Raw genomic sequence first — 20716 nt, forward strand, 5'->3', positions numbered from 1 at the left:
TTACCTCTTCAGGACCGTTGCGATGAGTGTGGGGATCGTGATGGTCGAAATGCCGGAGACGGAGGCCACCACGAGCGAATAGGTGAACGATCCTGCGCCAGGAGCATCGACGAGGAAGTACGAGCCCGAAAAGAGCTGATTGCTCGGCGTATTTCCTGTCACGATCGGCAAGTTTCTGATGGTCCCGCCGTTGCGTTGGATCGCCAAAGTCACAAGAGCATTGCCACCTGCAGAAGACGGTTGCGCCGCCGCCTGGATGATGACAGCCGCGCCATAGGGGTTATTGACCCCGATCGAGACGAGCGTGCCCGAAATACCGTTCCCACCGACCCCGAAAAAGACGTCGGAAACCGCGCCGCCCTGGATATTGCCGGTGCCGACCGTCAAGGTGCCGATATAGGCCTGGGAAATATTGACGTTGCCGAGGTTAGCTGAGATCGCATCGAGCGAATTCACCGACATCTTTCCGGCCGTGATCGAGCCGTCAACGATGAGTTCAGCGCCGGAGGCCCGGCGCATGACGGGGCGACCCCAGAAGGTATTTTCGTTCGTGTTAGCGCTCTCGCGCTGGAGCTGCTGCCGGCAGAAGCGCGCGCCGGCTGGCGCTTGGACCCGGCCCTGCAGTCTCACCCATTGGTTCTTTGCGTCGGTGTAGCCGCAATGCGAGGCACTGAGCCAGTTGCCATTAACGTCGAGCCAAGCGATGTAGTTGACGGCGCGGGCTCCCGCTTGGTTATAGACGTAGACGTCGGCGAAGAACCAATCGCCCTCCATGATAGGAACGGCCTGCCGCATATAAACAGCGCCGCCGTCGTGCTGCGTTATCCACCCGAGATTGTTGTCAATATAGTAGTTGCGATACCACTCGACGTTCCAGCCGCCCAGATTGCCGTTGCCATAGCCGTTGTCGGACATGTTGGAAAAGTCGGTCAGCAGCAACGACTTTGCTGTGATGGCATCGGCAGCCATCTGTGCGGCACTGATCGTATTAGCAGCGATCTTATCGCCCGTAATCGTCGAGCCCTGGATGTTGACACCGGTAATGGTGCCGGCCGCTACCTTGTCGCCCGTGATGGTTCCCGCAGCGATCTCATATGCGGTTAAAGCGCCGGCGACGATACGGTCGGCCGTGACGGATCGAGCGACAATCTCACCTCCCTGGATAAAGGTGTTGCCTTCCTCGCTCCAAGGCGTCGGTTGCGTCTGGTTGGCGTTGGCCTCGCCAAAATAAAGGTTCTTCAGCCACAGATAGCTGTCATTGTAGCCAGAGACGTTCGCCGTGTCTCCATGGCGGAAGAACGGGAAGCAGCGGACTGTGCCTGCTGGCGCCAGGAACTTCGCCCACGCCCTTCGATAATTCGAGAGCTGCTGTGCAGGATTGCCGTTGATGTTCGCATCGAACGGAACGCTTAGATACTGTATGACAGCGTCGTTCGTATCCAGAAAGCAAATCCACAGCTCTATCTGGCGGCATCTGTGTCCGTAGTAATAGCAGGAGAGCTCGTAGTATTTGCCAGCCTCAGCTGCGTATGTGAGTGGCGTGCCGTAACCGTTGTACTGGCGGATGCCGTAGACTTGCCCCCCGCCCCAGGCTGTTGACTTTCGTATCTCATAGACGCGCTTGCCAGCCGCGTAGTTGTCAGTCCGAATACCGACTGTCCAGTTGTTGCCGTCCTGATACTCACGGCCCCAGTACAGGCCGTCCATCTCGAAGGCTGAGTTCTTGAAGATATTTCCGCCCGAGCCAACCGCCAGCTTGTCGGTTGTAATCGCGCCGGCAGCCAGCTTCGATGCGACGACAGCCCCGGCTGCCAGTTGGTCAACGCCAATCGCTCCGGCCTGGACGCTGGCAGCAGTGACGGAGTTTACGGCAAGCTTGTTCGCAATTATGGCACCGTCAACGATGAGGTTTGCGCCGGCTTTGCGCAGAACGGATGGTGCCCCACAAGCGAAGTTGCCGTCAGTGTTGTCCCGCCAGACATAGACGACGTAGCGAGCCGCAGCGGCGTTCGAGGGGGCCTGAACATCGGCCCCGAACTTCTGTAGCCCAGAGATCGTGTTCCCTGCCGTTGCATCAAGGATCGTCCCAAACGTATTCAGGTTGTTTCCTTGCGCGTCATACCAGTCGAGGCGCGCCCAGATGCCAACCTTTGTCCCGCTGGTTCTGATGAACTGGAAGCCGCAGCGATACTGCTGGTCAGGGACGACAGGGAAGAATTGGCTTAGCAGGGCCGTTTTATAGCCAGTGCCCCCTGTGTATGTCCAATTCAGTTCGCCCTGAGAATCAAAACCTCTCGTCGAGTTGGGATTGAGAACTCCCCCGTCCGAACCCCACGATTTAGGATCCTGCAGCTTGTTGTCCGGGACTTGGTTCTCCCAGTCCACAAGGGTCAGCATACGAGCCGTGATCGCCTTGGCTGCGATCACGTCACCGTAAACGGCACCCACCGCGATCTTGTCGTTGGTGACGGCAAAGGAAGCCAGCTTCTGCGCCGTAACAGCCGCGTCAGCGAGCTTGTTGGCGGTCACCGATCCATCCGGCAGGCTGAAGGAAGGCGAATTCCATTGCCCGTTGCTGTAGGTATAAAGAGCGCCGCCATAGGTCGCAGTATCGCCGTCACTGCCTTGACCGTTCACAGGCGGTGAAGACAAGACCTTCACCGGCTTCAGACCGGCCGCAAACTTGGTCTCTGTGATGATCGAATCGCGCAGTTTAGATGACGTGACGGCAGCATCCGCCATCTTGTCAGCCGTGACGGCCGAATTCGCCAGGAGCTGCTCTGTGACCGCCTGGACCGCAATCTTCGTTGTGGTGACAGCGCCATCGGCAAGCTTTAGCGCCGTAACACCCTCATCCCGGATCTTGGCAGCAATGACGGCACCATCGGCAATCTTGGTCTGGATGATGGCGTTGTCAAAAATGTCGTCGGATGAGATCAGAATGTTCTCGGTCGTGACATCGATCCAGTCCGACGGCTCCGTCTGACGCGTCGAGAACGGCACATATTCGCCGCTGACCTGGAAGGTCGTGAGCGGCAGACACCACGTTCCGGAGAGAAGCCACTGATAGGTGCCGTTCGTGTTGGGCTTTGGATAAGCGTTCTGATCGCTGTCGAAGACGATGGCCTGCGTTGCCTTCAGCCGAACCTTGACATGAACACGCGCAACGTCCTCCAGCTCGGGCGCGCACTTGACCAGAATGGCGGGCCGCCGCTGCGTGCCGGCAGCATCGGAAATGTGGCTCGGCTCGACGGTCCAGCCGGTCATAGGCTGGATCGGCACCACGATCGGCCCGGTTACCCCGGTCGAGGTCGGCAGCTGTTGCGATGGTGTCCAACCATAGTCGGCCGGATCGATCTCAGAGAAGGCAACGGCCTGATTGACGTTCGGCAGGTCATCCATGCCGCCCATAAGAAAGCGCTTGGTGCTGTAGCCGTTGCGCGGCGATGTATAGGAGATGACATCGAGCGGCTCGATGAGAAACGCTTCCGGTGGCATCGTCGCCGTATGTTTGCGGAACCGTCGCGCCTCTTCCAGCGCGGCCGACATGAGACGCTGCACCTGGAGGCCGTACGGCGCATAGGGATATTCCAGCTCGGATAAAAGACGGTTATTTGCGTCCGAGGCCTCATAATCGGCGTTGTAGCGTGCCGGCGCGTCCTTGTTGTTCCAGGCCTCGGCCGGCTCCGGATAGGTCGCCGAGATCCCGTTGATCGTGCTTTCGAGGCCTGGGAACGGATCCTGCTCCTGGCTTTGCGTGATGACGATATCGGCATCCGTGAAGGAATAGACCGGAAGTCCTGGCGCACCGCAGATCGTCTTATAGATCCCGCCGAGCTCCGCCGTGCGGCCACCGCAGGTCTTGTCCAGCTCCTTGATCGCCTCGATCGGCTGATAGTTGGTCAAGATCTCAGCGCCGGCGCGGAACTGCGTTTCGGTACCGCCTTCGGCAAGCGCGATCTGGCGATCGCATTCGTTCATGGCCGCCATCCAGTTCGATGCCGGCAGCTGGAAGGCCGCAAGGTTCTGCCCGCCGTAGAACCACTCGTTCTGGTAAGAGATGCCGCGAAGGATGTTGTACTGGATGACCTTCGGGTTTTCCGAGAATTCCCAGGTGGATGGGTCGTTCCAACGATGCGCACCGCTTCCGCCGCCGCTGCTGTCCTTCCTCACGTCATAGAGCTTGATGCCCTGGACGATGAATTTGATCGACGGTGCTGACGTGAAGAGGTTGCGGTTGAGCCGTGCCGTGACGATCGCATAGGCGACGCCATTGCCGATCATGTCGGCTTTCCACGGCCGATCGCCCGTTGCGAACTGGCTGAACAGGAAATTGTCCGTGACGGTCTGTGTGCCGTCATGGAACTTCACCCAGAGATAGTCTTTGCCGCCATCGCGATACTCGATAACCGGATAGCCCTGCGCCGTCGGCGTGGCGTTCCAGTCGATCGTGCATTGCTTGCCGCTGATCCAGATGATGTTGGAAAGACCGGACACCGGAAGATCGGAAAGAGAGATGACCTGCGTGTGGTAGGCGTTTGGCGTGGATCCGTCTTTGCCCCACGTTCCCACATATTCAAGCGAGCCTGACGTGGCATAAGTTCCGACAATGAAGGAAAGCGGATTGTCACCGCCGACCCGCATCGAGCCCTGCACGCCCGCAGCCTGTGTCTGTTCCTTTTTGGCTTTCGCGCGATCGTAGAGCGACGTGCCGATCTTGATGGCAGCACCGAGGACGAACTGACCAACGACGCCGAGCGAGCCGACCCAACTGACAAGGCCGATCAGACCCGAGACGGGATCCGCATGCGCCGGCGTAATCGCCGTGGTCAGGGAAAGCCAAAGCGTAAGAGCAAGCAGCTTCTTCATGCGGCCGGCACTCTCCAGGCGCGGCTGGCTCTCAAGAGATCGACAATGCCAACGCCAGCCTTATCGGGCTGAACGACAAGAATATGGGCTCCGGAGACGACGCCGAGCGCAATCCCGGTATCGCCGTCCACCTCGATCGCTGCGATATCGCCAAGCTGGGCATGGGACGGATGGACTTCCTCGGAAAAGAGCGTGGCGGCCATATCGGCATGGCTCGACCAGCCGAGCTTTTTAAGGAGCTTCAAACCCCCTTTGAACGTCTTGTAACGACCCCGCAAGCCTTGGGCAGGATCAAAGCCTGTCATGGCCTCGATCGCGCCGGCCGTAAACAGGCCGCAGTCATGCGTGCCATATTGGAAGGGCTGCCGGCGTACCCGCTCGACATAGTCATGAAGACGTTCATACCAGCCGTTGATCCGGACGATGCGGTCCATCAGTTGCCCCTCTTGAAGACTTGCGCCGGAAGCGACTTAACCGTGGACGCCATCGTGCTCTTCTGCTCGCCCCACCAAAACTCCCACTCGGCCGCCGTGCCGGCATAGCGACGGAAGCGATCGCCGGAGCGGCGCTTCTGGCTTTCATCGGACCGCTTGGCAGGATTGATGCGGGTCAGCATGCGGGCGTGAGAGACGACGCTCACCTCGACACCGCCCTGTTCGCCGACGGCCGGCGTCGTGATCGGAGCCTTGTTGATCCAGCCCATGAAGCGCAGCACCGGCGTGCCGATATGCTTGCGGGTATCGAGATCGAGGAACCCGCGGTGGATCTCGACTGGCGCAAGCCGCGTGTCATAGCCGCGAAAGGCTTGCTGCACTTCCGGCGAGACCTGCGAGAGCTTCATCTTGATCGTGCGAATCGCAACTTCGGGAGACCGCTGGATGTTCTCGATCGACAGCCATGATCCCCAGGCGTGATAGGTTCTCGTCTCCAAAGCGCCCGTCTGACCTGAAACGACGGTGACATCGACCGTATCGACGCCGTTCCAGAAGCCGATCGACTCGGAGCTGCCGTCGGTCAGGCTCTTGGCCGTGATCCATACGAAGTTACGCGGGATGACGCCCTGGCGGGACTGAAGGTGTGCTGCAACAGCAATATCGACCGCTCTGACCATCAGGGCACCTGCTGAACCTGGAAGGTCAGGCCTTCCGTCATGAAACCTTTGCCGGTACCTGGATCGAAGGTGCCGGGCACGAGCTTGACCTTGCAGGCCGGCTTGATGAGCGCGATCGGCAGGCCAGCCGTGACGCCTGGACGGAAATGCGGGCGCACTTCGAAGGAAGCCGCAACGCCGTTGCCATCGGCGGCAACCGTCTCGACAATGCGGTAAAAGCCGCGCCGGACGGGATTCGAGCCATAGTCGAAGTGAAAGAAATCGCCCTTGGTCAGGACATAGCCTGCCGGCAGACCGGAGACGGTCAGGCTCTTGTTGTTCGCGCCGATCGCGCCGATCGCCGGCGTCGCTGACCCCAGGAGAACGCCCTTCGGATCTGCAGCCGGATACATGGCGCGCGGGTCATAGAGGTAAAAAGCGTTGATCGCGCCGTCCAAGGTTTCGAAGTCGGCCTGGATGGCGAGCATCGTGCGATGGTCGGCCTTGTCGAGGGTGACGGTGGCCGCGAAATAGGCCTCACCCAAATCGGCCGCCAGAAACTCGCCGGTACCAAGACCAGACAGCTCCTGTTGGTACTTCAGCTCCCACTTGACGGAGGAAATCGGCAGACTGTCGGCGAAAGAGATCGGTTTGGGAATGATGACAGCCATCTGATCAACCTACTGCGAACGGATCGTTTTGAATTTCCTTGACCCGGTCGGGCAGGATGTTGCGCTGGAAGTCGTCGATGGCATTGCGCATCATCGCTTCAGTCATAGCCTGTAAGTTGGCCTGCAGTTCTCGGTCACCTTGACCGCTTACCACCGCATTCATCTGGAAAACGACTGGCAACGGGCTCACGGAGGCCTGCGATCGCGCCGATCGAGCCGCTGGCAACAGCGGAGAGACCGCGACAGCACCGCCCGTGTCATAGCCCCGCAAGCCGAGGCGCATGGCTTCTACGGTTGCCACGCCGCCGTGGCGTGCAACGTCGGCCTGGCTGAACACGACCTCGCCGGCATGAACCACACCGCGCGGCTCATGAATGCCGCCTGGGCCGGTATAACCGCCACTATCGAAGAGCCCGAAAATCTTGCCGCTGGCAGCTTTCGAATACTGGCTGCCGCCGAAAAGGCTGCTGATCCCGCCGAACAAACCGCCCAGGAGACCGCCACCGCTGCCGGATCCGGACGCGGCGTCCTTGATCGAAAAGATGTTGTTGAGGACATTGTTGACGAGGCTGTCGCCAAGCTTCTTCAGAATTGAAATGCCTGAATCGCCGAGCGATTGGAGTATACTCCTACCGCGCTCGATGCCGCCGAAGAACGTATCGACGAAATCACCGGCAATCTCGCGGCTCTGCTTCAGCTGCTCATTCAACCGGATCATGCCGGCAAGATCGCTGTCGAAGTCGATCGGCAGGCCGGCGCTGCGTTGCGTGTTGGCAATCACCTGATCGATTGAGGAACGGCCGAGCTGCTCGCGCTCGAAGATGAGGTCTGCTTTCGCCTTCGCGTTGCCGGCCTCCAAAGCATACTTCTTGAAAGCATCGACCTGTTCATTGATGGCCGCGACCTGTTTCGGCGACAGCGATCGGCCGTGTTCCTGGCTCTTCTGCAGAAGGTCGAGCTTGAAACGGAGCGTATCTGAGGCAACGCCATATTCGCCGGCCGTATCGGCTTCGAGCTTCATCTGATCGACGCGATCGCGTGCGCTTTTGATCAGTTCCTTGTAAGCGTCTGCAGCCGACTGGGCGCTCTTCTGCGCCTTGTCGAATCCTGGGAGGCCTTCCAGCTCGATGAGCGGCCGGCTCGTAGGCTTAGGGACATTGAACCACGAGCCGTCGGAATCCTGAACCTTGGGATCTTGGTTTTCCAGTCGTCGTCCTGCCTGTGTTTGCGCAAGGACAAGACGACGGCGCTTTTCTTCATCGATTACGCCGGACGATGCTTCCGATCGCAAAACCGCCATCGCTTCTTTGCCGGTCTTTGTGATCTGGTCGAACTGAGTAAGAGCAGGAACGCCAATGGCCGCCAGCTCTTTCAAAGCATCTTTCAGGGCGTTGACGCCGTTGATCTGCCCCGATGCTGCCGCGCCAAGCCCGCCAAGCGACTCTTTGAACCTGTCATTTGCGCCCTCGGCAATGTCGATCTCGTCCTTTAGCCTCCTGACCTTGTCGGTCAGCGGGTTCTTGTCGAGCAGTTGCTGGGTTTTTTCCAGGCCAGTGATGCTGTCGGGCAGCTGAACAAACCGGCCGATCTTCGGGTCGCTGAACCCCTGCCGCTCCAGGTCAAGATTTGTTGTGACCTGCTTCGCGAGTTCCTGACGAATTTGCAAATTGAGCGTGGCAAGTTCCGCCTTCTGAGTTTCGATCTCGGCATCCTTGGCCTTGATATCCAACTCCATCAGGTCCCGCTTTGCTCGGTACTCCTTATCAATATTGGCGAGGACAGTTGCCGTTGAAGCATTGCTCGCGAGTCCAGTACCTTTCAGGACTTCAAGGTAACTGCCTTGCAGTTTCGTCAGCTCATCCATCTGCGCAGTGAGGGCGCTGATTGGTTGGGCTTGTTCGGCTAACGCCTTCGTCGTGCTGTCGACCGCAAGCTTCGCCTCGGCCGAATAGGACATAATCAAACGATAGACGCCATAGAGCGCGGTACCGGCGACGATTACGGGACCGAAGGCGCGCGCCACACCGCCCAGGAGACCGGCCGTGTCTCGAAGGGCGGCATTCAGCCCGCCCTGACCGGCATAAAGCTGGATGATCTGCGGGAGCTGTTGCGCGGCGATCATCGTGTAACTGATGCCGCCATAGGCCGACTGACCGATGTCGAAGAGCTGATAGGTCAGATTTTGTCGGCGATACTGCGCTGCATTGTCGTTGGCCGGCTGGACAGACGCGGCTTCGTTCCGCTTCTTGATGGCGTCGGTCGATGCCTGATAGGCCAGCTTTTCCCGCTGCAGCGCCGCCGTCAGATCCTCGGACGACAGTTTTCCGGCCGCGTTGGCTGCCTTCAGCTCATTGACGGTCTGCTTGTACTTTGTGAGCGCTGTATCGAGAGTGCCATAGCCGCTCCGGATCGTGTCGATCGATGTCGTCGTTGCGGTCGCGATCGAAGACAGCGCTGGCGCAACCGCCTCGGCCGCTGTCTTGATCTGGTTGACCGAGCTGACAACTTCCACACCGCCGCTTTTCGCGCCGGCCGGATTGATAGCAACATCGACGGAGAGCTTGAACGTCATCCTCAAGCCTCATTCAGAACAGGAAGCGCAGCAGCTTCCATGAGGCGGAGATCCGCGAAAACATGCGGAGGCGATTGCAGATCGTCGAGGACAAGCTTGCAGGCTGGATAATCCATGCCGAGCCAAATCACGCCACCGAACCCAACGGCCATGCGCCATTGGGTCGAGCAGGATATGAAGGCTTTAAAGCTTTCCCAGGCGTTCGGCATGATGAGGAAATCGGTCTCTGCGGTTTCGGGCTGAGCCGGGATGGTGAGACCCATCCTGGCGAATTGCTGTTTGAGATCGTCGGTGATTGGTGCGGGCTTGCTGCGATCGGGACGGCCGGAGCGAATGCGAGCCCACGCCTCGGCCGCCGCCTTCAGTTTCCCAGGCGGGCCTTGTCCCCGCTGACCGCTTCGGCATAAGCGGCGACTAGTCCATTGCGGACGCGGTCATGGGCATAGACCATGTCAAACGACTTTCGATTGAACGGGATCGGCTTGCCGTTTCCGTCCATAAAGTCGGTCTCGAAACCGCGCAGGACGCTGAACAAAGCATCACGATCGTGATCGCGCAGCTCGTCCTGGATCTTCCGGATTTCCTCGGCCGCATCATGGGCAACCTTAAGATCGGCCTGATCGATTTCGACTGCCTTGCTGGCCGCGTCACTCAATCTGTCTGTGATCTCGCGGCGCTTGCTTGCCGACGCCTTGGACACTTCCGGATCGATAAAAGCGAACATGACCGTAAACGTATGCTCGACCAGCTCGCCCGGCTTTTCCGGGTTCGGCTCGATGACCTTAACCGGCCAGGGGAATGTCAGTTCGGACGAAAGCTTGAACAATGGGAACCTCTTTTAAAGCAGCTTCAAAAGCTATTTGAAGGTGAGCTTGAACTCGTCATTTCCGGCCAGAGGCGTTGCCATGATCGGAAGCGTGTAATTGCGGATGCCGTTCGATGCGCCCTGGGTCGGCCGACCGATCTGCGCGTTCGGAATGTCGAGTTTCACGATATTGCCGGCGACATTCCCTTGCTGAGCCGCAAACGCGCCCTTCTGGGTCTGGCGGGCGATCTGGAGCCAATTCTTGTCAGCCAGGAGCCCGGCTTCCATGATCACGCTGCCGGTCATCTTGCGGCCGGTCTGCTCAATGCTCTCATTGTTGATGAGCATGCGCGGCTCGATCTGGTTGGCGACATCGAGCGTGATGCCTTCCGTCGGGCCGGAATAGCCGAACAGGGAAAACGTCGTGTTGGCCTTATTGACCGGCACTGGCGCGATGAATTTCGTGAGATCGATGCCTGCCGGCGTCGGCGTGTCCGCGATCGTGCCGATGAGGCCCGTCAAGGTGTAAGCCATGCGCGGGATCTTGCCGGGCGTCAGGTCGATCGTGAAGGTACCGCGCGTGCCAACGAGGATATGGTTCACGCCGTCGTCGTTGAAGTACATCGACGCGGACTCGAAGGCTTTCGAGATCGGCGAATATTCCGCCATCGATCCGGCCGTCAAAACTTCGCGCATGCCGCAGCAGCGAAGAAGCGGGCCGAATGCCGGAGCAGTCCCGGCCGCGCCGGATCCGGCAAGCTCGACCTCGCCGGAGATCCGCGCATAGTTTCCATCAAGGATAATGCCCTGATTGCCCATGTAAGGAAGGACGAGGTCGCGCGAGAGGTCATTGCCGAGCAATGGCTCGATCGTCGCGTTGACCATCTGCATGGCATTGAGCGCGGCCGTCGGAACTGCATCCGTGCCATAGGTGGCTTCGATCTTCGCCAGGATGGCAAGGTTTGAAACAAACCGCTTCGTCATTTGCTATCCTTCTTTGGCTTGTCGGTTGAGCCCTCTTCAGCCGGCGCGTCCGGCTCCGGAGGCTTTGGCTCTTGCGTGCGCTCGACCAGCTTCAGCGAGCCGTCGGGCTGGCGGATGTAAGAACCGCCTTTCCCTTCATGATCTTCCATTACGCTTCCTCTTCGATGTAGACGGCGGTCCCGAACTGATCTTCAAACCAGACCATGCCGTCCTTTGCCTGGGTGAGTTGCCCCTGAATGTGCTCCAGCGGATCGGCCTGAATGCCGGCAGGAACAAAGCCGAGCAGCTGGCGGCGAACCCATGCCTTCAGAACATCGATGTCGCCCGAAGCAGCGCCAGCGCCGGACAGATTTTCGGCGACGATGACGACAGAGACGTCCACGCTCATTCGCTGGAACACCGGACCTGTCATGCGCGCGTTTTTCTCGGAAACCTCGTTACCGATGTAGACATAGGCAGCCGGCGTGTTCGTCGGCCGGTCCTTGACCTCCGCCAGCTCGTTTGCCCCTTCGACCAAAGCAAAGGGCGTTCCGGACGAGAGGAGCTTTTCCTTGATGGCCGTCGTGATCATTGGACCACCCTTTCAAGGCCGGCTTCGATGATAGCGGCGATCTCCGCCTCGTCGGCTGCGTTGACGCCGAGATAAGGACGCGCCGGGATCGTGATCGACCGAGCGCCGATCGTCACTTCCCGCTCGATCGCACCCTTGCGACCTGAACGGACGAACCGCATCCCGCGCTTTCCGCGAATGCGCTTCAGGCTAAGCTTCTGGCTCCGCTCGCCTTGCTCGATCGTGCCGCCGAACTGATGGATGCCGGCATAGATGACGTTGGTTCCGACGGTGGCAGTCGTGGCATTTGAAGCCGTCGTGAGTGAGTTGTAGAGCCTGACACTATCGCGCAGGATATGATCATAACCGCGTACGCCTCGACCGGCCCTGGCACTGGCAGTGCGCGGCGACAGAGCTTGCCACTTCTTGCCGTCTGGACCGGTCTCGCGCTGGAAGCGTTCCTGTGTCGAAGAGAGCAGGTAGCCGGCGACCTCGCTCATGATCTGCGAGGCGTTCTGTGTCGTTGCAACCAGCCGCTCGATGGCAGGGCTGATTTCATCGGTGACCGTGATCGAGGCTCCCGTCATCAGAAGCCCCTCAGACTGCAGCGGGTAAAGACACGCTCGGCTCCGGAAAACTGGACCATCCCGTCGCCGGCCGGCGCTGGCGCGGTACCGGTGTCCTCGACCAGCTGCACAAGACCTTTCGAGACATTGAGAAGAAGCGTGACAGCCTGATCGTAAGCCCGCTGCACCGGGCTTTCTTTATCGACGCCTTTGAAATGGAGATAATAGCGAGCGATATCGGCCGACGCTTTAACGAGACTGTCGGGAACGGCAGCAAGCGGCAGCTTATAGGCCTTGCCGATATAGCCGTCGATCAATGCTGTCGCGTCGCTCAAAGCACGATTGACCACCGTGTCGTCGATGGTCGATGCGGGCTTATTCATGCGATCGGTCACCTGCACGAGCTCGGTCTCGCCAAAGCGGTCGATCAGATCCTGTTTCGTGCAATAGGTCATTTGATGAGATCCAAGTTGGTGCCGCTGTTTTCAGGGTTGCCGTGCAATCGCTGTGCTCGCCTGGGAGCTTCGGGCCTGCGGTCCGGCTAAATCGCCGGGCTAGTGCCTCTCGCGGCGCTCTCCGCTGGTATTCCGCCTAAGCCTGCTTAGCGTCGTCTGAAGCCTTGTCATCGCCGTCGCCCGACGCCGGAGCGGGAACCAACTCGGCAACGAGGTTCGGCTCTGCCAGGATCTGCTCGACCTGATCTGGATGCATGCTTTCCATATCGTGCAAAACCGCTTCGGTTGGGTGAGCGATACCGCCACGGCGGAAACCAGCGACACGCGAGATGACCTTCAGAACCGGACGTTCGAGGGACTGCCAACCTGCGATCAAGGCATGCAGAAGAGGATAGAGCTTTTTGAATTCCTCTTCTGTCTTCAGCCCCATCTTCTCGATAGCATCGATAAGGCTGTTCTGGTTTTCGCCGCTTTCACCGGCCGTACCGTTGTCGATCTTCTTTGGTGGCATGTTTGTGTCCTCTTCGGTTCCTGGTGAAAAAGCCGCGAACCGGCTCTTGCATCAGGAACCGCCGGCAATGTGCCGGCGGCCTATCTGGCGGCGCTTGGGAGTTAAGCCAGCCAGGAGCAGACGAGGACTTCGGCGGTGTTGTACCACTTGTTGGTGCCGCCAGCCGACGTCAGCTGATTGCCGACGATCTCGCGAGCAGCGCCTTCCAGCGCTGGAGGAACGATCAGGAGGCGCGGATTGATCGCGAGTGGCTGACCAAAATCAGCCTTCAGCGAGCCGAGGCCCACGCGCGCCGCCTCATAATGCGCCGCATCGAGCGTCTGCTTTGAACCCCAGGCCTGCTGCCAGAAACCAAAGCCGACATTGCAACGGCCATCGATACCGTAGACATACTCTTTGCGGTTGAAGACGTTCTCGTCCTCTTCCCGATCGCGTCGGATCAAGTTGTCGAAAGGCTTGCGCTCCTGATAGATGAGCGGCTTCAGCGGCCGGCTGTCATCGACAAGGAACCAGGGAAGGCCATTGCCGCCATCGGTGTTCGCGACCGAAAGCACATTACCGTTTGCGTCCAGGACGGGGTGATCGATGTCAAAGAAGTACTGCCCGTCATAGCAGTTGGTTGTGAAGCCAGCGAGGAGCTGCGCCCAAACGAGCGTGTCAGGAAACGCTGCAGCGTTCTGGCCGAGCTGCTGGAACATCGGCGCATAGATGCCAAGGTTATCGTCTTCGAAATCATCGCGATCGACGCCGACGGTGGTTTCGAACGATCTGTTTGTGATCGAGTAGCCGTGGCGAGCGAGACCATTCACAACGCGATCGCCGATCCATTCCCGCATGCCAGGAAACTTGCCGAGCCAGCCATATTCCTGCGTTTTGGTCGTGGAAGGCACTGTTGTGGCAATCCGCTTATACATCGGCGTTGCCATCGCCAAACCAGCCGCGAAGGCCGCGTTGAAGCCGACGAATGCCGACTGAAGTGTAGCTCTGTTAATCAGCATTGTGCGCCCTTAGAACTTGGTTGTGACCCAGACGCCCTGGCTGTCGACATCGTAAATGGTGCCGGCGACGGGGCGTGCATTGGAGTTGGAGGTTTTGGCGACCGTCTGATCGTCAACGACGTAGCAGTCGTTTCCGATATCGGCGGCCGTGATGAGATCGGTTGAGGCCGAGTTGGCCCAGCGGAACGTTCCCGGCTTTACGTCGGCACGGATCGAGCCGTCCGCGCCGCTATTGGTGACGCGTCGTTCATTGCGGCCGACGACCTTCAGAGCCGCAACCGCCGAGGCGGCCACGAGATTGCCGGTTGCGTCAATGGCGGCCATGCCACCGGCATAGATGGTCGCAGCAGCCTTGACCGGGAAGCTGCGAACATTGCGCTGACGCTGCGGCGTCATCCGATCAGCGGAAAGTGCCGTCATGCTTCACCTGCCTTTTTGCTCTTCAGGAAGGCCTCTTTCGAAAGGCCCATCTGGCTCATGACCGCAAGGTCTTCGGCGCTCAGATCGTCGCTAGCGCTGGAGGGTGTAGCTGCGGATGAGCGCTGCGAAGCGGTCAGAACTGGAGAGTTCTTGATGTAGGCAGCGAAGCCTTCAGCATCCTTCTTGTGGTATTTCAGCCCCCAATCTTTGAGTGCCGGAACCAATTTTCCGTCGGTGATCGCCTTGTTGACGGCTGTCTCGGCGTCCTCTCCTGCGATCCTGTCCTGCAGCTCGGCTAGCCCGGCCTGAAGCGCCGTGACCTGTTCGATCGGGACGAACTTGGATGGATCGACCGAGGCGCGGGCAGAGTTGATTGCCGTCACCACGTCGGCAGGCTTGGCATTTGCGTTGAGGCCAGCCGCCGCTGCAATCGCAGCATTGCCGGTCAGGACGCTGTTGATGGCGGTGAGAATAGCGTTCTCATCCGCGCCCTCGGGAAGCCCCAAGGCAAGCGCGATAGCTTTCATGTTTGGTTCCTGTTTGGTTTGAGCACTCGCAGCCACCGCCGCAAGATCGAGGTTGGGCGAGTTCGTAAGACCCGCCGAGATCAGGCGAAGCACCTTGCCTGTCTTGTCGTGTTGGTAGACCGGCGAGATGTACCGGTATTCGCCGGACCGGATCGACTGCGCAGCGCGGTCGGTCCAGGAGACGAGGCCGTAAAGACCGTCTGGGCGCGCTTCGAGCTGCTTAATCCAGCCGGCAGCCGGCGCAACGCCGCCGACGCCCGGCACGGCCGAGTACTGAGACTGATGATCATAATCGACAACCAGTTCGGTCGGACCCGCACGTTTTACGGTGGCGGCAATAACCGCCTGCATCGCAGCAACGCCATCGACGCTATATGGGCCACGGCCATCACGGCCTGAAAACCCTCCGGCCGGCAACAGCATGATCCAATGGCCGCCCGCGTTGCCTTCGGCATTGGCATCGCCAGCCGTAATGGCGACAGCATGAGCTGCGATCGTGTCGTTTTGGAAAAGAAAGGTGCGCTTCGTCATGGGGCGAAATTGCCCTGCAGGACGATCAGGTAACAGCCGATGGGATTATGGGGACATTGGCCTTTTTTGGCCTAACGCCCCTTAAGATATAACACGGGAGTTCAATCAGGCAACCGCGTCGAATTCGAAGCCGATTTGAAGCCCGTAGACGCGCAAGGAGCACTCTTGCGCAACCATCGGGGCCGAACACGCTCCAGGCGCGTGTGTGGCCGTTTATTCCGCAAACCTTGAAACGACCCTTGAAGGGGCGTATCTTGTCTTCAGGCCATCATGACAACCGGGAAATCGCCGGTCCGGTTTTGCACCTCGAACGAGCTGCAGCTACGGGGAAAGTGGCGTCCCCCCTTGATGGCCGTTTCTACAAATTCCCTGTCAGAAGTTCGTAGCTCCCATCATTCAAATTACGGGCATCCACCAAGCCGGCCGTCCGGACGGCATTGGTCATGATAGACTGTGGCTTTTCCCCAGGCGGTCGGGCCTTGCTCTGGAAGTCAAGACGAACGACCACTTTTGCCAACCGCTGATCGACGTCGCTGTTGAAGACATAAAGCAGCGAACCGTCACGCCGATCGCGAAGCACCGCGTCAGGCTGAGCAAGCTTGCTTGGCAATTGCCGAAGCAGCTCAACTGGGATGGCGCGGCCGGCGTCGGCCTTGCTGTCGCGGACCATATGCTGAGCCGACTGCTGAGACAGCGTGATCGCACCGGATACCGGCTTGGCATCTCTCGCGGCCAGGGCGTCTAGGACATCATCGGAAAGAGCGCCAACCACGACCAGTGAGCGATCGACGCGACCGCCTGCGGCTGCAGCATCGAACCAGTCCGCGAACTCCTTGCCGATCGGCTTCAAGAGCCAGTCTGGGTCTCGGTTGACCTGGGCAGCGAGACGCGGCGGCGCATCGATCAGCTTCTCGGCTGCATCCATGGCACGGAAGCCGGACTTGCCTGGATTGTGATCCCAACCTGGATCAATGCCACGCGGCACCATCCGGACAACGCCGGTCCGCTTGTTGAGGAACGGAACGATGACATTGGCCGGAGGCGTGAAAAACAGATCGCTGCGCATACGATCGACATCCCGATCGGAGAGGCTTTGCAGCGTGCAGCGGCAATTCCATCCGCAGGGCGGTGCCCAGGTGTCCCAATAGGAATCATCGACCGGCAGGCAGAGGTTATGACGGGCTCGATGCTCCGGCCGCGTGCGATCGTCCAGGATGCAAACGTATCGAAGCCATGGCCGCGCCCGCTTGTTGCGCTCAAAATTTGCCCAATGGCCGGCCGCGTAGGAGACGCGCATATTGGCGTTGAAGATCAATTGCAGGCGACTGGTTGATCCCAGTTGCGCCGGCTGCTGCTCGCCCGTGACAGGATCTTCAACGAGCTGCTTGCCCCACCATCCCTTGGCCTGAAGTACTGGCGTGACCTGAGACGCGAAGTCTCGGAACGTACCACCCTGTTCAAGCGTCGTTTCAAGCCCGTCGAAAAGGTCTTTCAGGATGTCAAAGCCGGCCGACTTTGCGACCGTGAACTGATTTGCATGTGCTTCGGCGTAGACATCCTGCCAATCGAAAGAAGGGCTGAGCAGCTCTCCACGAGCCCGCAGCGCCTTCAGCGCCTCGACAGGAGGAAGCGCTTCGAGAACTGCCGTCACGAAAGCGCCTCGCTGGCTTCGCCGGAAATCCGCGCTCCGAAGCTTGCCCTGGCGAGCAGCTCGACGAATTTATCAAGCCCCATTGAATTAACCTGCCGCGCAAGGATGGCCTGTGCCTCCTCGAGCGAGTTCGCCTTTGCCAGCTCATCAGCCAAGCCATCGACGATCGGCGGCGTCATCTCCGTCCAGTCGTCGCCGACGATGTCCTGCGCTCCAAGATCGATGGCGTCATGGTTTGTGGCCGCCAGAGCACTTTGAGCCACGAGGCGCAAGTTCGGCGCGCCTTTGGCTGGAGGTTTCACCTGGGCAGGATCAACCGGTTCCTGCTGTTGATCAGTGGTGGGTGGCCGTGCCGGCGCGAGCAGCTCTTCATCCTTGTCCGGATCCGGCAGGCCGATCTTGTCACGCATGGTCGACATGCCGACTTTGAGGCCGAAGGGCACCAGCTTGACGACGTTATCGACCAGCGCCGACACGTCGACCTCGTCCGGCCGTCCGATCTTCAGCTTCGGATATTTCTTCCTTGGCCCCATGTTGACGGAGACTAGCGGGATTACGAGGTCGCGGCGCAAGGTCGCGGAAAGCTGCTTGGCATCGGCCCGCTCGATGTCGTCGCGCACACCATCATGAACCTTGCCGACGGCATAGCCACCGGCTTGAGCATCCGTCGTCGCGGTTTGCCCCAGGACAATCTTTGAAACCTGCCGGTCGAACCAGTCGGCGCGGTTTTGATAGAGATCCTGACTGCCGGAAAGCTGAGCCTGGATCAACTCGATCTCCATGCTCTGCGGAATGATCGCGCCGAAGTCCGCCGCGATCGAGGAGACCGCGCGCATCAGAACTTCCTTCTGCTTATCATCAGCATCGGGGCCATACTTGCCAATCCGCAATGGCTGGCCGTAGGCTTCGCAGAAGATCGCCCAATCGCTGACGGTGAACGTCTTGAAGAGGTAGGACCAAGCGACAGACCGCGCGAGGCCGCCGCGCACCGTCAGGCCGCTTTTCACCTTGCCGCGATGGACGATCCACTTGTTCGACCAAAGCTGCTCCGGTCCGGACGCGCCACGCAACATCAGGGTCTCGCGGTCCTCCTGGTCGAAGGTGAACCAGCGTGGATCACGCCACTTCAGCGCCGACGGCATCCATTGCCCCTCTGACGTATCCCAGATGATCTCCGTGGCGGAAAAGCCTTTCCCGATCGCATCAAGAATATCGAACAGCTCATCCTCGAATTCGTCGCGTTCGATGAAGTCCCGTACGAGGTCGGCCGCCTTGACGTCATCGGGATCGTCGCTCGCTGCCTCAACGGTGATCTCCAAACCCGAGACCTGACGTTTGCGGACACCGAGGACGCCGGCATAGTGCTCGTTGCGTTCTTCCATATCCTCGGCAAGCTCAAGATAACGTTCCGGATCGCCGTCGATCGCCTCGCGCAACAGCCGTGCAAGTTTTGGCGGTGTCAGGCCGGGAGCTTGATGGTTAGCGACAGGCCTACGAACTCCGACCGTCGTCGGAGCCGCTTGCTCTGCCTTCATCTGCTGTTTCGGGATCGGCCGACCGAACTGGTCGAGCAACTGGACAGGCGCCATTAGTAACCTCCGCGTCTTGACCGCATGGACGTCATGCGGAAGCGCTCTTCATCATCTGACGGCCGCTCATCGGTCGGCCGCGCTCTGGCCGGCGCTGGTTGATAGCCATATTCGTATTGTGGACCTTCTGCGGCATTGATGCCGAGGAACGCCGCCCAAGTCCGGTCCGCGTGGTCCTCATCGCGCTCTGCAACGAAGCGCGGTGCCCCGGTAGCGGAATTGACTTTGCGAAGCTTGTGAAGATCTGCACGAAGCTTCTGATCGCCCTGACTGATACGGACAGTGCGATCCTCGAAGCGCTCCTTGCCCTTTGTCGCCATGATGAGCTTGTTGGGTCCGGTGAAGAGAACACCTTCAACGCGGGAGCCATACCGACCTTGCGCATCTTCAACGACCTTTTCGCCCATGCCTGTCTGGTCGATGCAGGCGCGCGCAACCCGATAGCGGGTCATCACGTCGTCGAAGGCATCATCCATCTCCCTGAAGGTGGCGCGCTTTTGCTCGATCCGCTCACGCTCCCAGAGCACATCGCCGACTTGCTCCCACACCCAAATGACGTGCAAGTCCTCGCGACGGCCGATATCGCGACCGACAAAACAGGGATTTCCCTGATAGCCGTCTGGATCTCCGGCGCGCTCATCTTCGCAGGAAGAAATCAGATCGTAGGACAGCCAGGCGCTCGCCTCATCGAGCCACTTCAGCTCAAATTCCTGCGCCCAGGAATCCTCGTCGGCCAAGCCTGATCGAAGCTCTTCGATGTCACGCGGCAAACCTTCGGCCACCGCTCGGTAGATGTCGACGACATGTCGGCTCCAAACGTCGTCTTCAGGGCCGGTCGCCAGTTCATAGAACTTGTTCCCTTTGCCGTTTGGCGTCGAGGTAACGCGAATGTTCCAGCCTTTGGAGATGACAGGAAACAAAGCCCGCCAAATCTGCTGGCTGTCCTTGTGGAAAGCGAACTCGTCCAAAAAGACGTTTGCCGAAAAACCACGGGCCGTGTCCGGATTGGCCGGTAGCGCAGTGATTTTCGATCCGTGCGGAAGCGTGACTTCGAGCGCTTTATGGCTGCCGGTCTCGCCCTCCCAGTCAAACTCGTTTTCTTCAAAGGCAAGGTCGTATGCTTTGCAGTGCACCTTGATGCCTTCGTTCATGGCCTCGCGCGCCTGACGCTCCCCTCGGGAGAGGATAACCCAACGCTCCCTCTTGGCCTTAACAGCAGCCTCGAAGCAGGTGTCCGCAACCTCCAATGTCGTCGTGAACGTCTTCCCAGTCTGACGCGCAAAGAGACCAAGCTTGAACCGGCTTCGATCCAAGAACCAATTCTTCTGGTAGCCGTAGAGTGGGACCGCTGGTGCACTCATTTATCGAAGATCCCGTAAATGTCTTCGCGGATCTTGCGCAGCACTTCCTGACCGTCAGGTTTAGCCGCCATATCAACCGCGCCGGCCACCTGATCGACAGCCTTCATCAGTTTAGTTTTTGCTTCTCCCTCCGCCTTTCGGCGCATCTCGGCCGAATGACGTTGAGCCACGACAGTTTCCTTGTAGGCCTTGGCAAGTTCCATTGCGTTCTTACTGTCCAGGCCGTCGCTATCGAGGATCTCGTCAATGAGCGTTTTGAGGAACTCACCCAACACCAGATCCGATTTACCCACTTCCTCCGGCGTCAAACGCTCAGCGATGCCGGCATAGATGAATTTGCGCTCCTCCAGCTGCATCGAGCGGCGGGCAAGGCGCATTGCGCGGCGGTTGAAGGCCGAGCGCGAGATGGTCTCGATGCCTTTCACCTCCAGCCGGTCATTCAGCTCAAAGAGGATGTCGGCTTGAGTGCGTTTGCGTTGGTTCAACTCTCCGATCGCCCAGACGAGATCGTCCTGGGCCTCTTCCGGCAATTGATCCAGGCTTGAGAGGCGGCCCCGTCCTGCCAT

Annotated in this window: 20 protein-coding genes; all 20 read right to left on the minus strand. The window is 59.4% G+C overall.

The genetic code is table 11. The features are described 5' to 3' along the window. Entirely contained in the window at positions 1–4869 is a 4869-nt protein-coding gene (locus VQ830_RS05460; protein WP_337267052.1) for a phage tail protein, read from the minus strand. Then, positions 4866–5303, minus strand: a complete 438-nt coding sequence (locus VQ830_RS05465) for a DUF6950 family protein (protein ID WP_337267053.1) — start codon at positions 5301–5303, stop codon at positions 4866–4868. Before VQ830_RS05465 ends, VQ830_RS05460 begins: the two co-directional genes overlap by 4 nt. After that, on the minus strand, positions 5303–5980 hold the full coding sequence (locus VQ830_RS05470; RefSeq protein ID WP_337267054.1) for a hypothetical protein: 678 nt from the start codon (positions 5978–5980) through the stop codon (positions 5303–5305). Before VQ830_RS05470 ends, VQ830_RS05465 begins: the two co-directional genes overlap by 1 nt. Then, complete coding sequence (locus VQ830_RS05475) at positions 5980–6630, minus strand: hypothetical protein (protein ID WP_337267055.1); 651 nt, start codon at positions 6628–6630, stop codon at positions 5980–5982. Before VQ830_RS05475 ends, VQ830_RS05470 begins: the two co-directional genes overlap by 1 nt. Before the next feature lie 4 nt (positions 6631–6634). Further along, entirely contained in the window at positions 6635–9202 is a 2568-nt protein-coding gene (locus VQ830_RS05480; protein WP_337267056.1) for a hypothetical protein, read from the minus strand. Positions 9203–9204: 2 nt separating this feature from the next. Continuing rightward, complete coding sequence (locus VQ830_RS05485) at positions 9205–9465, minus strand: DUF1799 domain-containing protein (RefSeq protein WP_337267057.1); 261 nt, start codon at positions 9463–9465, stop codon at positions 9205–9207. A 98-nt stretch (positions 9466–9563) separates the two neighbouring features. Further along, positions 9564–10028 (minus strand): hypothetical protein, encoded by a 465-nt coding sequence (locus VQ830_RS05490; RefSeq protein WP_337267058.1) that lies wholly within the window; start codon positions 10026–10028, stop codon positions 9564–9566. A 30-nt stretch (positions 10029–10058) separates the two neighbouring features. Next, positions 10059–10991 carry a phage tail tube protein gene (locus VQ830_RS05495; protein WP_337267059.1) on the minus strand — a complete coding sequence of 311 codons (933 nt, stop codon included), beginning with the start codon at positions 10989–10991 and terminating at the stop codon, positions 10059–10061. Continuing rightward, on the minus strand, positions 10988–11140 hold the full coding sequence (locus tag VQ830_RS05500; RefSeq protein WP_337267060.1) for a hypothetical protein: 153 nt from the start codon (positions 11138–11140) through the stop codon (positions 10988–10990). The genes VQ830_RS05495 and VQ830_RS05500 overlap by 4 nt, the downstream gene beginning before the upstream one ends. Next, on the minus strand, positions 11140–11562 hold the full coding sequence (locus tag VQ830_RS05505) for a phage tail terminator protein (RefSeq protein ID WP_337267061.1): 423 nt from the start codon (positions 11560–11562) through the stop codon (positions 11140–11142). Before VQ830_RS05505 ends, VQ830_RS05500 begins: the two co-directional genes overlap by 1 nt. Continuing rightward, a complete protein-coding gene (locus VQ830_RS05510; RefSeq protein WP_337267062.1) occupies positions 11559–12128 on the minus strand; it encodes a phage virion morphogenesis protein in 570 nt (189 codons plus the stop codon). Before VQ830_RS05510 ends, VQ830_RS05505 begins: the two co-directional genes overlap by 4 nt. Further along, complete coding sequence (locus VQ830_RS05515; RefSeq protein WP_337267063.1) at positions 12128–12562, minus strand: gp436 family protein; 435 nt, start codon at positions 12560–12562, stop codon at positions 12128–12130. The genes VQ830_RS05510 and VQ830_RS05515 overlap by 1 nt, the downstream gene beginning before the upstream one ends. Before the next feature lie 136 nt (positions 12563–12698). After that, entirely contained in the window at positions 12699–13073 is a 375-nt protein-coding gene (locus VQ830_RS05520; protein WP_337267064.1) for an HI1506-related protein, read from the minus strand. A gap of 101 nt (positions 13074–13174) precedes the next feature. After that, positions 13175–14071 (minus strand): Mu-like prophage major head subunit gpT family protein, encoded by an 897-nt coding sequence (locus tag VQ830_RS05525; protein ID WP_337267065.1) that lies wholly within the window; start codon positions 14069–14071, stop codon positions 13175–13177. A gap of 9 nt (positions 14072–14080) precedes the next feature. After that, positions 14081–14491, minus strand: coding sequence for a hypothetical protein (locus VQ830_RS05530; RefSeq protein WP_337267066.1), 411 nt, complete (start codon positions 14489–14491; stop codon positions 14081–14083). Next, positions 14488–15549, minus strand: coding sequence for a phage protease (locus VQ830_RS05535; protein WP_337267067.1), 1062 nt, complete (start codon positions 15547–15549; stop codon positions 14488–14490). Before VQ830_RS05535 ends, VQ830_RS05530 begins: the two co-directional genes overlap by 4 nt. A 358-nt stretch (positions 15550–15907) precedes the next feature. Continuing rightward, positions 15908–17200, minus strand: a complete 1293-nt coding sequence (locus VQ830_RS05540; protein WP_337267068.1) for a phage head morphogenesis protein — start codon at positions 17198–17200, stop codon at positions 15908–15910. Next, entirely contained in the window at positions 17197–18789 is a 1593-nt protein-coding gene (locus tag VQ830_RS05545; protein ID WP_337267069.1) for a DUF935 domain-containing protein, read from the minus strand. Before VQ830_RS05545 ends, VQ830_RS05540 begins: the two co-directional genes overlap by 4 nt. After that, complete coding sequence (locus tag VQ830_RS05550) at positions 18789–20150, minus strand: terminase large subunit domain-containing protein (RefSeq protein ID WP_337267070.1); 1362 nt, start codon at positions 20148–20150, stop codon at positions 18789–18791. The genes VQ830_RS05545 and VQ830_RS05550 overlap by 1 nt, the downstream gene beginning before the upstream one ends. Then, a complete protein-coding gene (locus tag VQ830_RS05555) occupies positions 20147–20716 on the minus strand; it encodes a phage protein Gp27 family protein (protein WP_337267071.1) in 570 nt (189 codons plus the stop codon). The genes VQ830_RS05550 and VQ830_RS05555 overlap by 4 nt, the downstream gene beginning before the upstream one ends.

The organism is Oryzifoliimicrobium ureilyticum (genome assembly GCF_037199735.1).
In the GTDB taxonomy this organism is placed as follows: Bacteria; Pseudomonadota; Alphaproteobacteria; order Rhizobiales; family Rhizobiaceae; genus Rhizobium; species Rhizobium ureilyticus.

What these genes read in the sequence shown, in the direction of transcription:
- VQ830_RS05550 (WP_337267070.1), bottom strand. Translation starts at nt 20,150, where the DNA reads ATGAGTGCACCAGCGGTCCCACTCTACGGCTACCAGAAGAATTGGTTC.
- VQ830_RS05465 (WP_337267053.1), bottom strand. Translation starts at nt 5,303, where the DNA reads ATGGACCGCATCGTCCGGATCAACGGCTGGTATGAACGTCTTCATGAC.
- VQ830_RS05545 (WP_337267069.1), bottom strand. Translation starts at nt 18,789, where the DNA reads ATGGCGCCTGTCCAGTTGCTCGACCAGTTCGGTCGGCCGATCCCGAAA.
- VQ830_RS05525 (WP_337267065.1), bottom strand. Translation starts at nt 14,071, where the DNA reads ATGCTGATTAACAGAGCTACACTTCAGTCGGCATTCGTCGGCTTCAAC.
- VQ830_RS05460 (WP_337267052.1), bottom strand. Translation starts at nt 4,869, where the DNA reads ATGAAGAAGCTGCTTGCTCTTACGCTTTGGCTTTCCCTGACCACGGCG.
- VQ830_RS05495 (WP_337267059.1), bottom strand. Translation starts at nt 10,991, where the DNA reads ATGACGAAGCGGTTTGTTTCAAACCTTGCCATCCTGGCGAAGATCGAA.
- VQ830_RS05475 (WP_337267055.1), bottom strand. Translation starts at nt 6,630, where the DNA reads ATGGCTGTCATCATTCCCAAACCGATCTCTTTCGCCGACAGTCTGCCG.
- VQ830_RS05535 (WP_337267067.1), bottom strand. Translation starts at nt 15,549, where the DNA reads ATGACGAAGCGCACCTTTCTTTTCCAAAACGACACGATCGCAGCTCAT.
- VQ830_RS05555 (WP_337267071.1), bottom strand. Translation starts at nt 20,716, where the DNA reads ATGGCAGGACGGGGCCGCCTCTCAAGCCTGGATCAATTGCCGGAAGAG.
- VQ830_RS05500 (WP_337267060.1), bottom strand. Translation starts at nt 11,140, where the DNA reads ATGGAAGATCATGAAGGGAAAGGCGGTTCTTACATCCGCCAGCCCGAC.
- VQ830_RS05470 (WP_337267054.1), bottom strand. Translation starts at nt 5,980, where the DNA reads ATGGTCAGAGCGGTCGATATTGCTGTTGCAGCACACCTTCAGTCCCGC.
- VQ830_RS05510 (WP_337267062.1), bottom strand. Translation starts at nt 12,128, where the DNA reads ATGACGGGAGCCTCGATCACGGTCACCGATGAAATCAGCCCTGCCATC.
- VQ830_RS05480 (WP_337267056.1), bottom strand. Translation starts at nt 9,202, where the DNA reads ATGACGTTCAAGCTCTCCGTCGATGTTGCTATCAATCCGGCCGGCGCG.
- VQ830_RS05485 (WP_337267057.1), bottom strand. Translation starts at nt 9,465, where the DNA reads ATGGGTCTCACCATCCCGGCTCAGCCCGAAACCGCAGAGACCGATTTC.
- VQ830_RS05515 (WP_337267063.1), bottom strand. Translation starts at nt 12,562, where the DNA reads ATGACCTATTGCACGAAACAGGATCTGATCGACCGCTTTGGCGAGACC.
- VQ830_RS05520 (WP_337267064.1), bottom strand. Translation starts at nt 13,073, where the DNA reads ATGCCACCAAAGAAGATCGACAACGGTACGGCCGGTGAAAGCGGCGAA.
- VQ830_RS05530 (WP_337267066.1), bottom strand. Translation starts at nt 14,491, where the DNA reads ATGACGGCACTTTCCGCTGATCGGATGACGCCGCAGCGTCAGCGCAAT.
- VQ830_RS05505 (WP_337267061.1), bottom strand. Translation starts at nt 11,562, where the DNA reads ATGATCACGACGGCCATCAAGGAAAAGCTCCTCTCGTCCGGAACGCCC.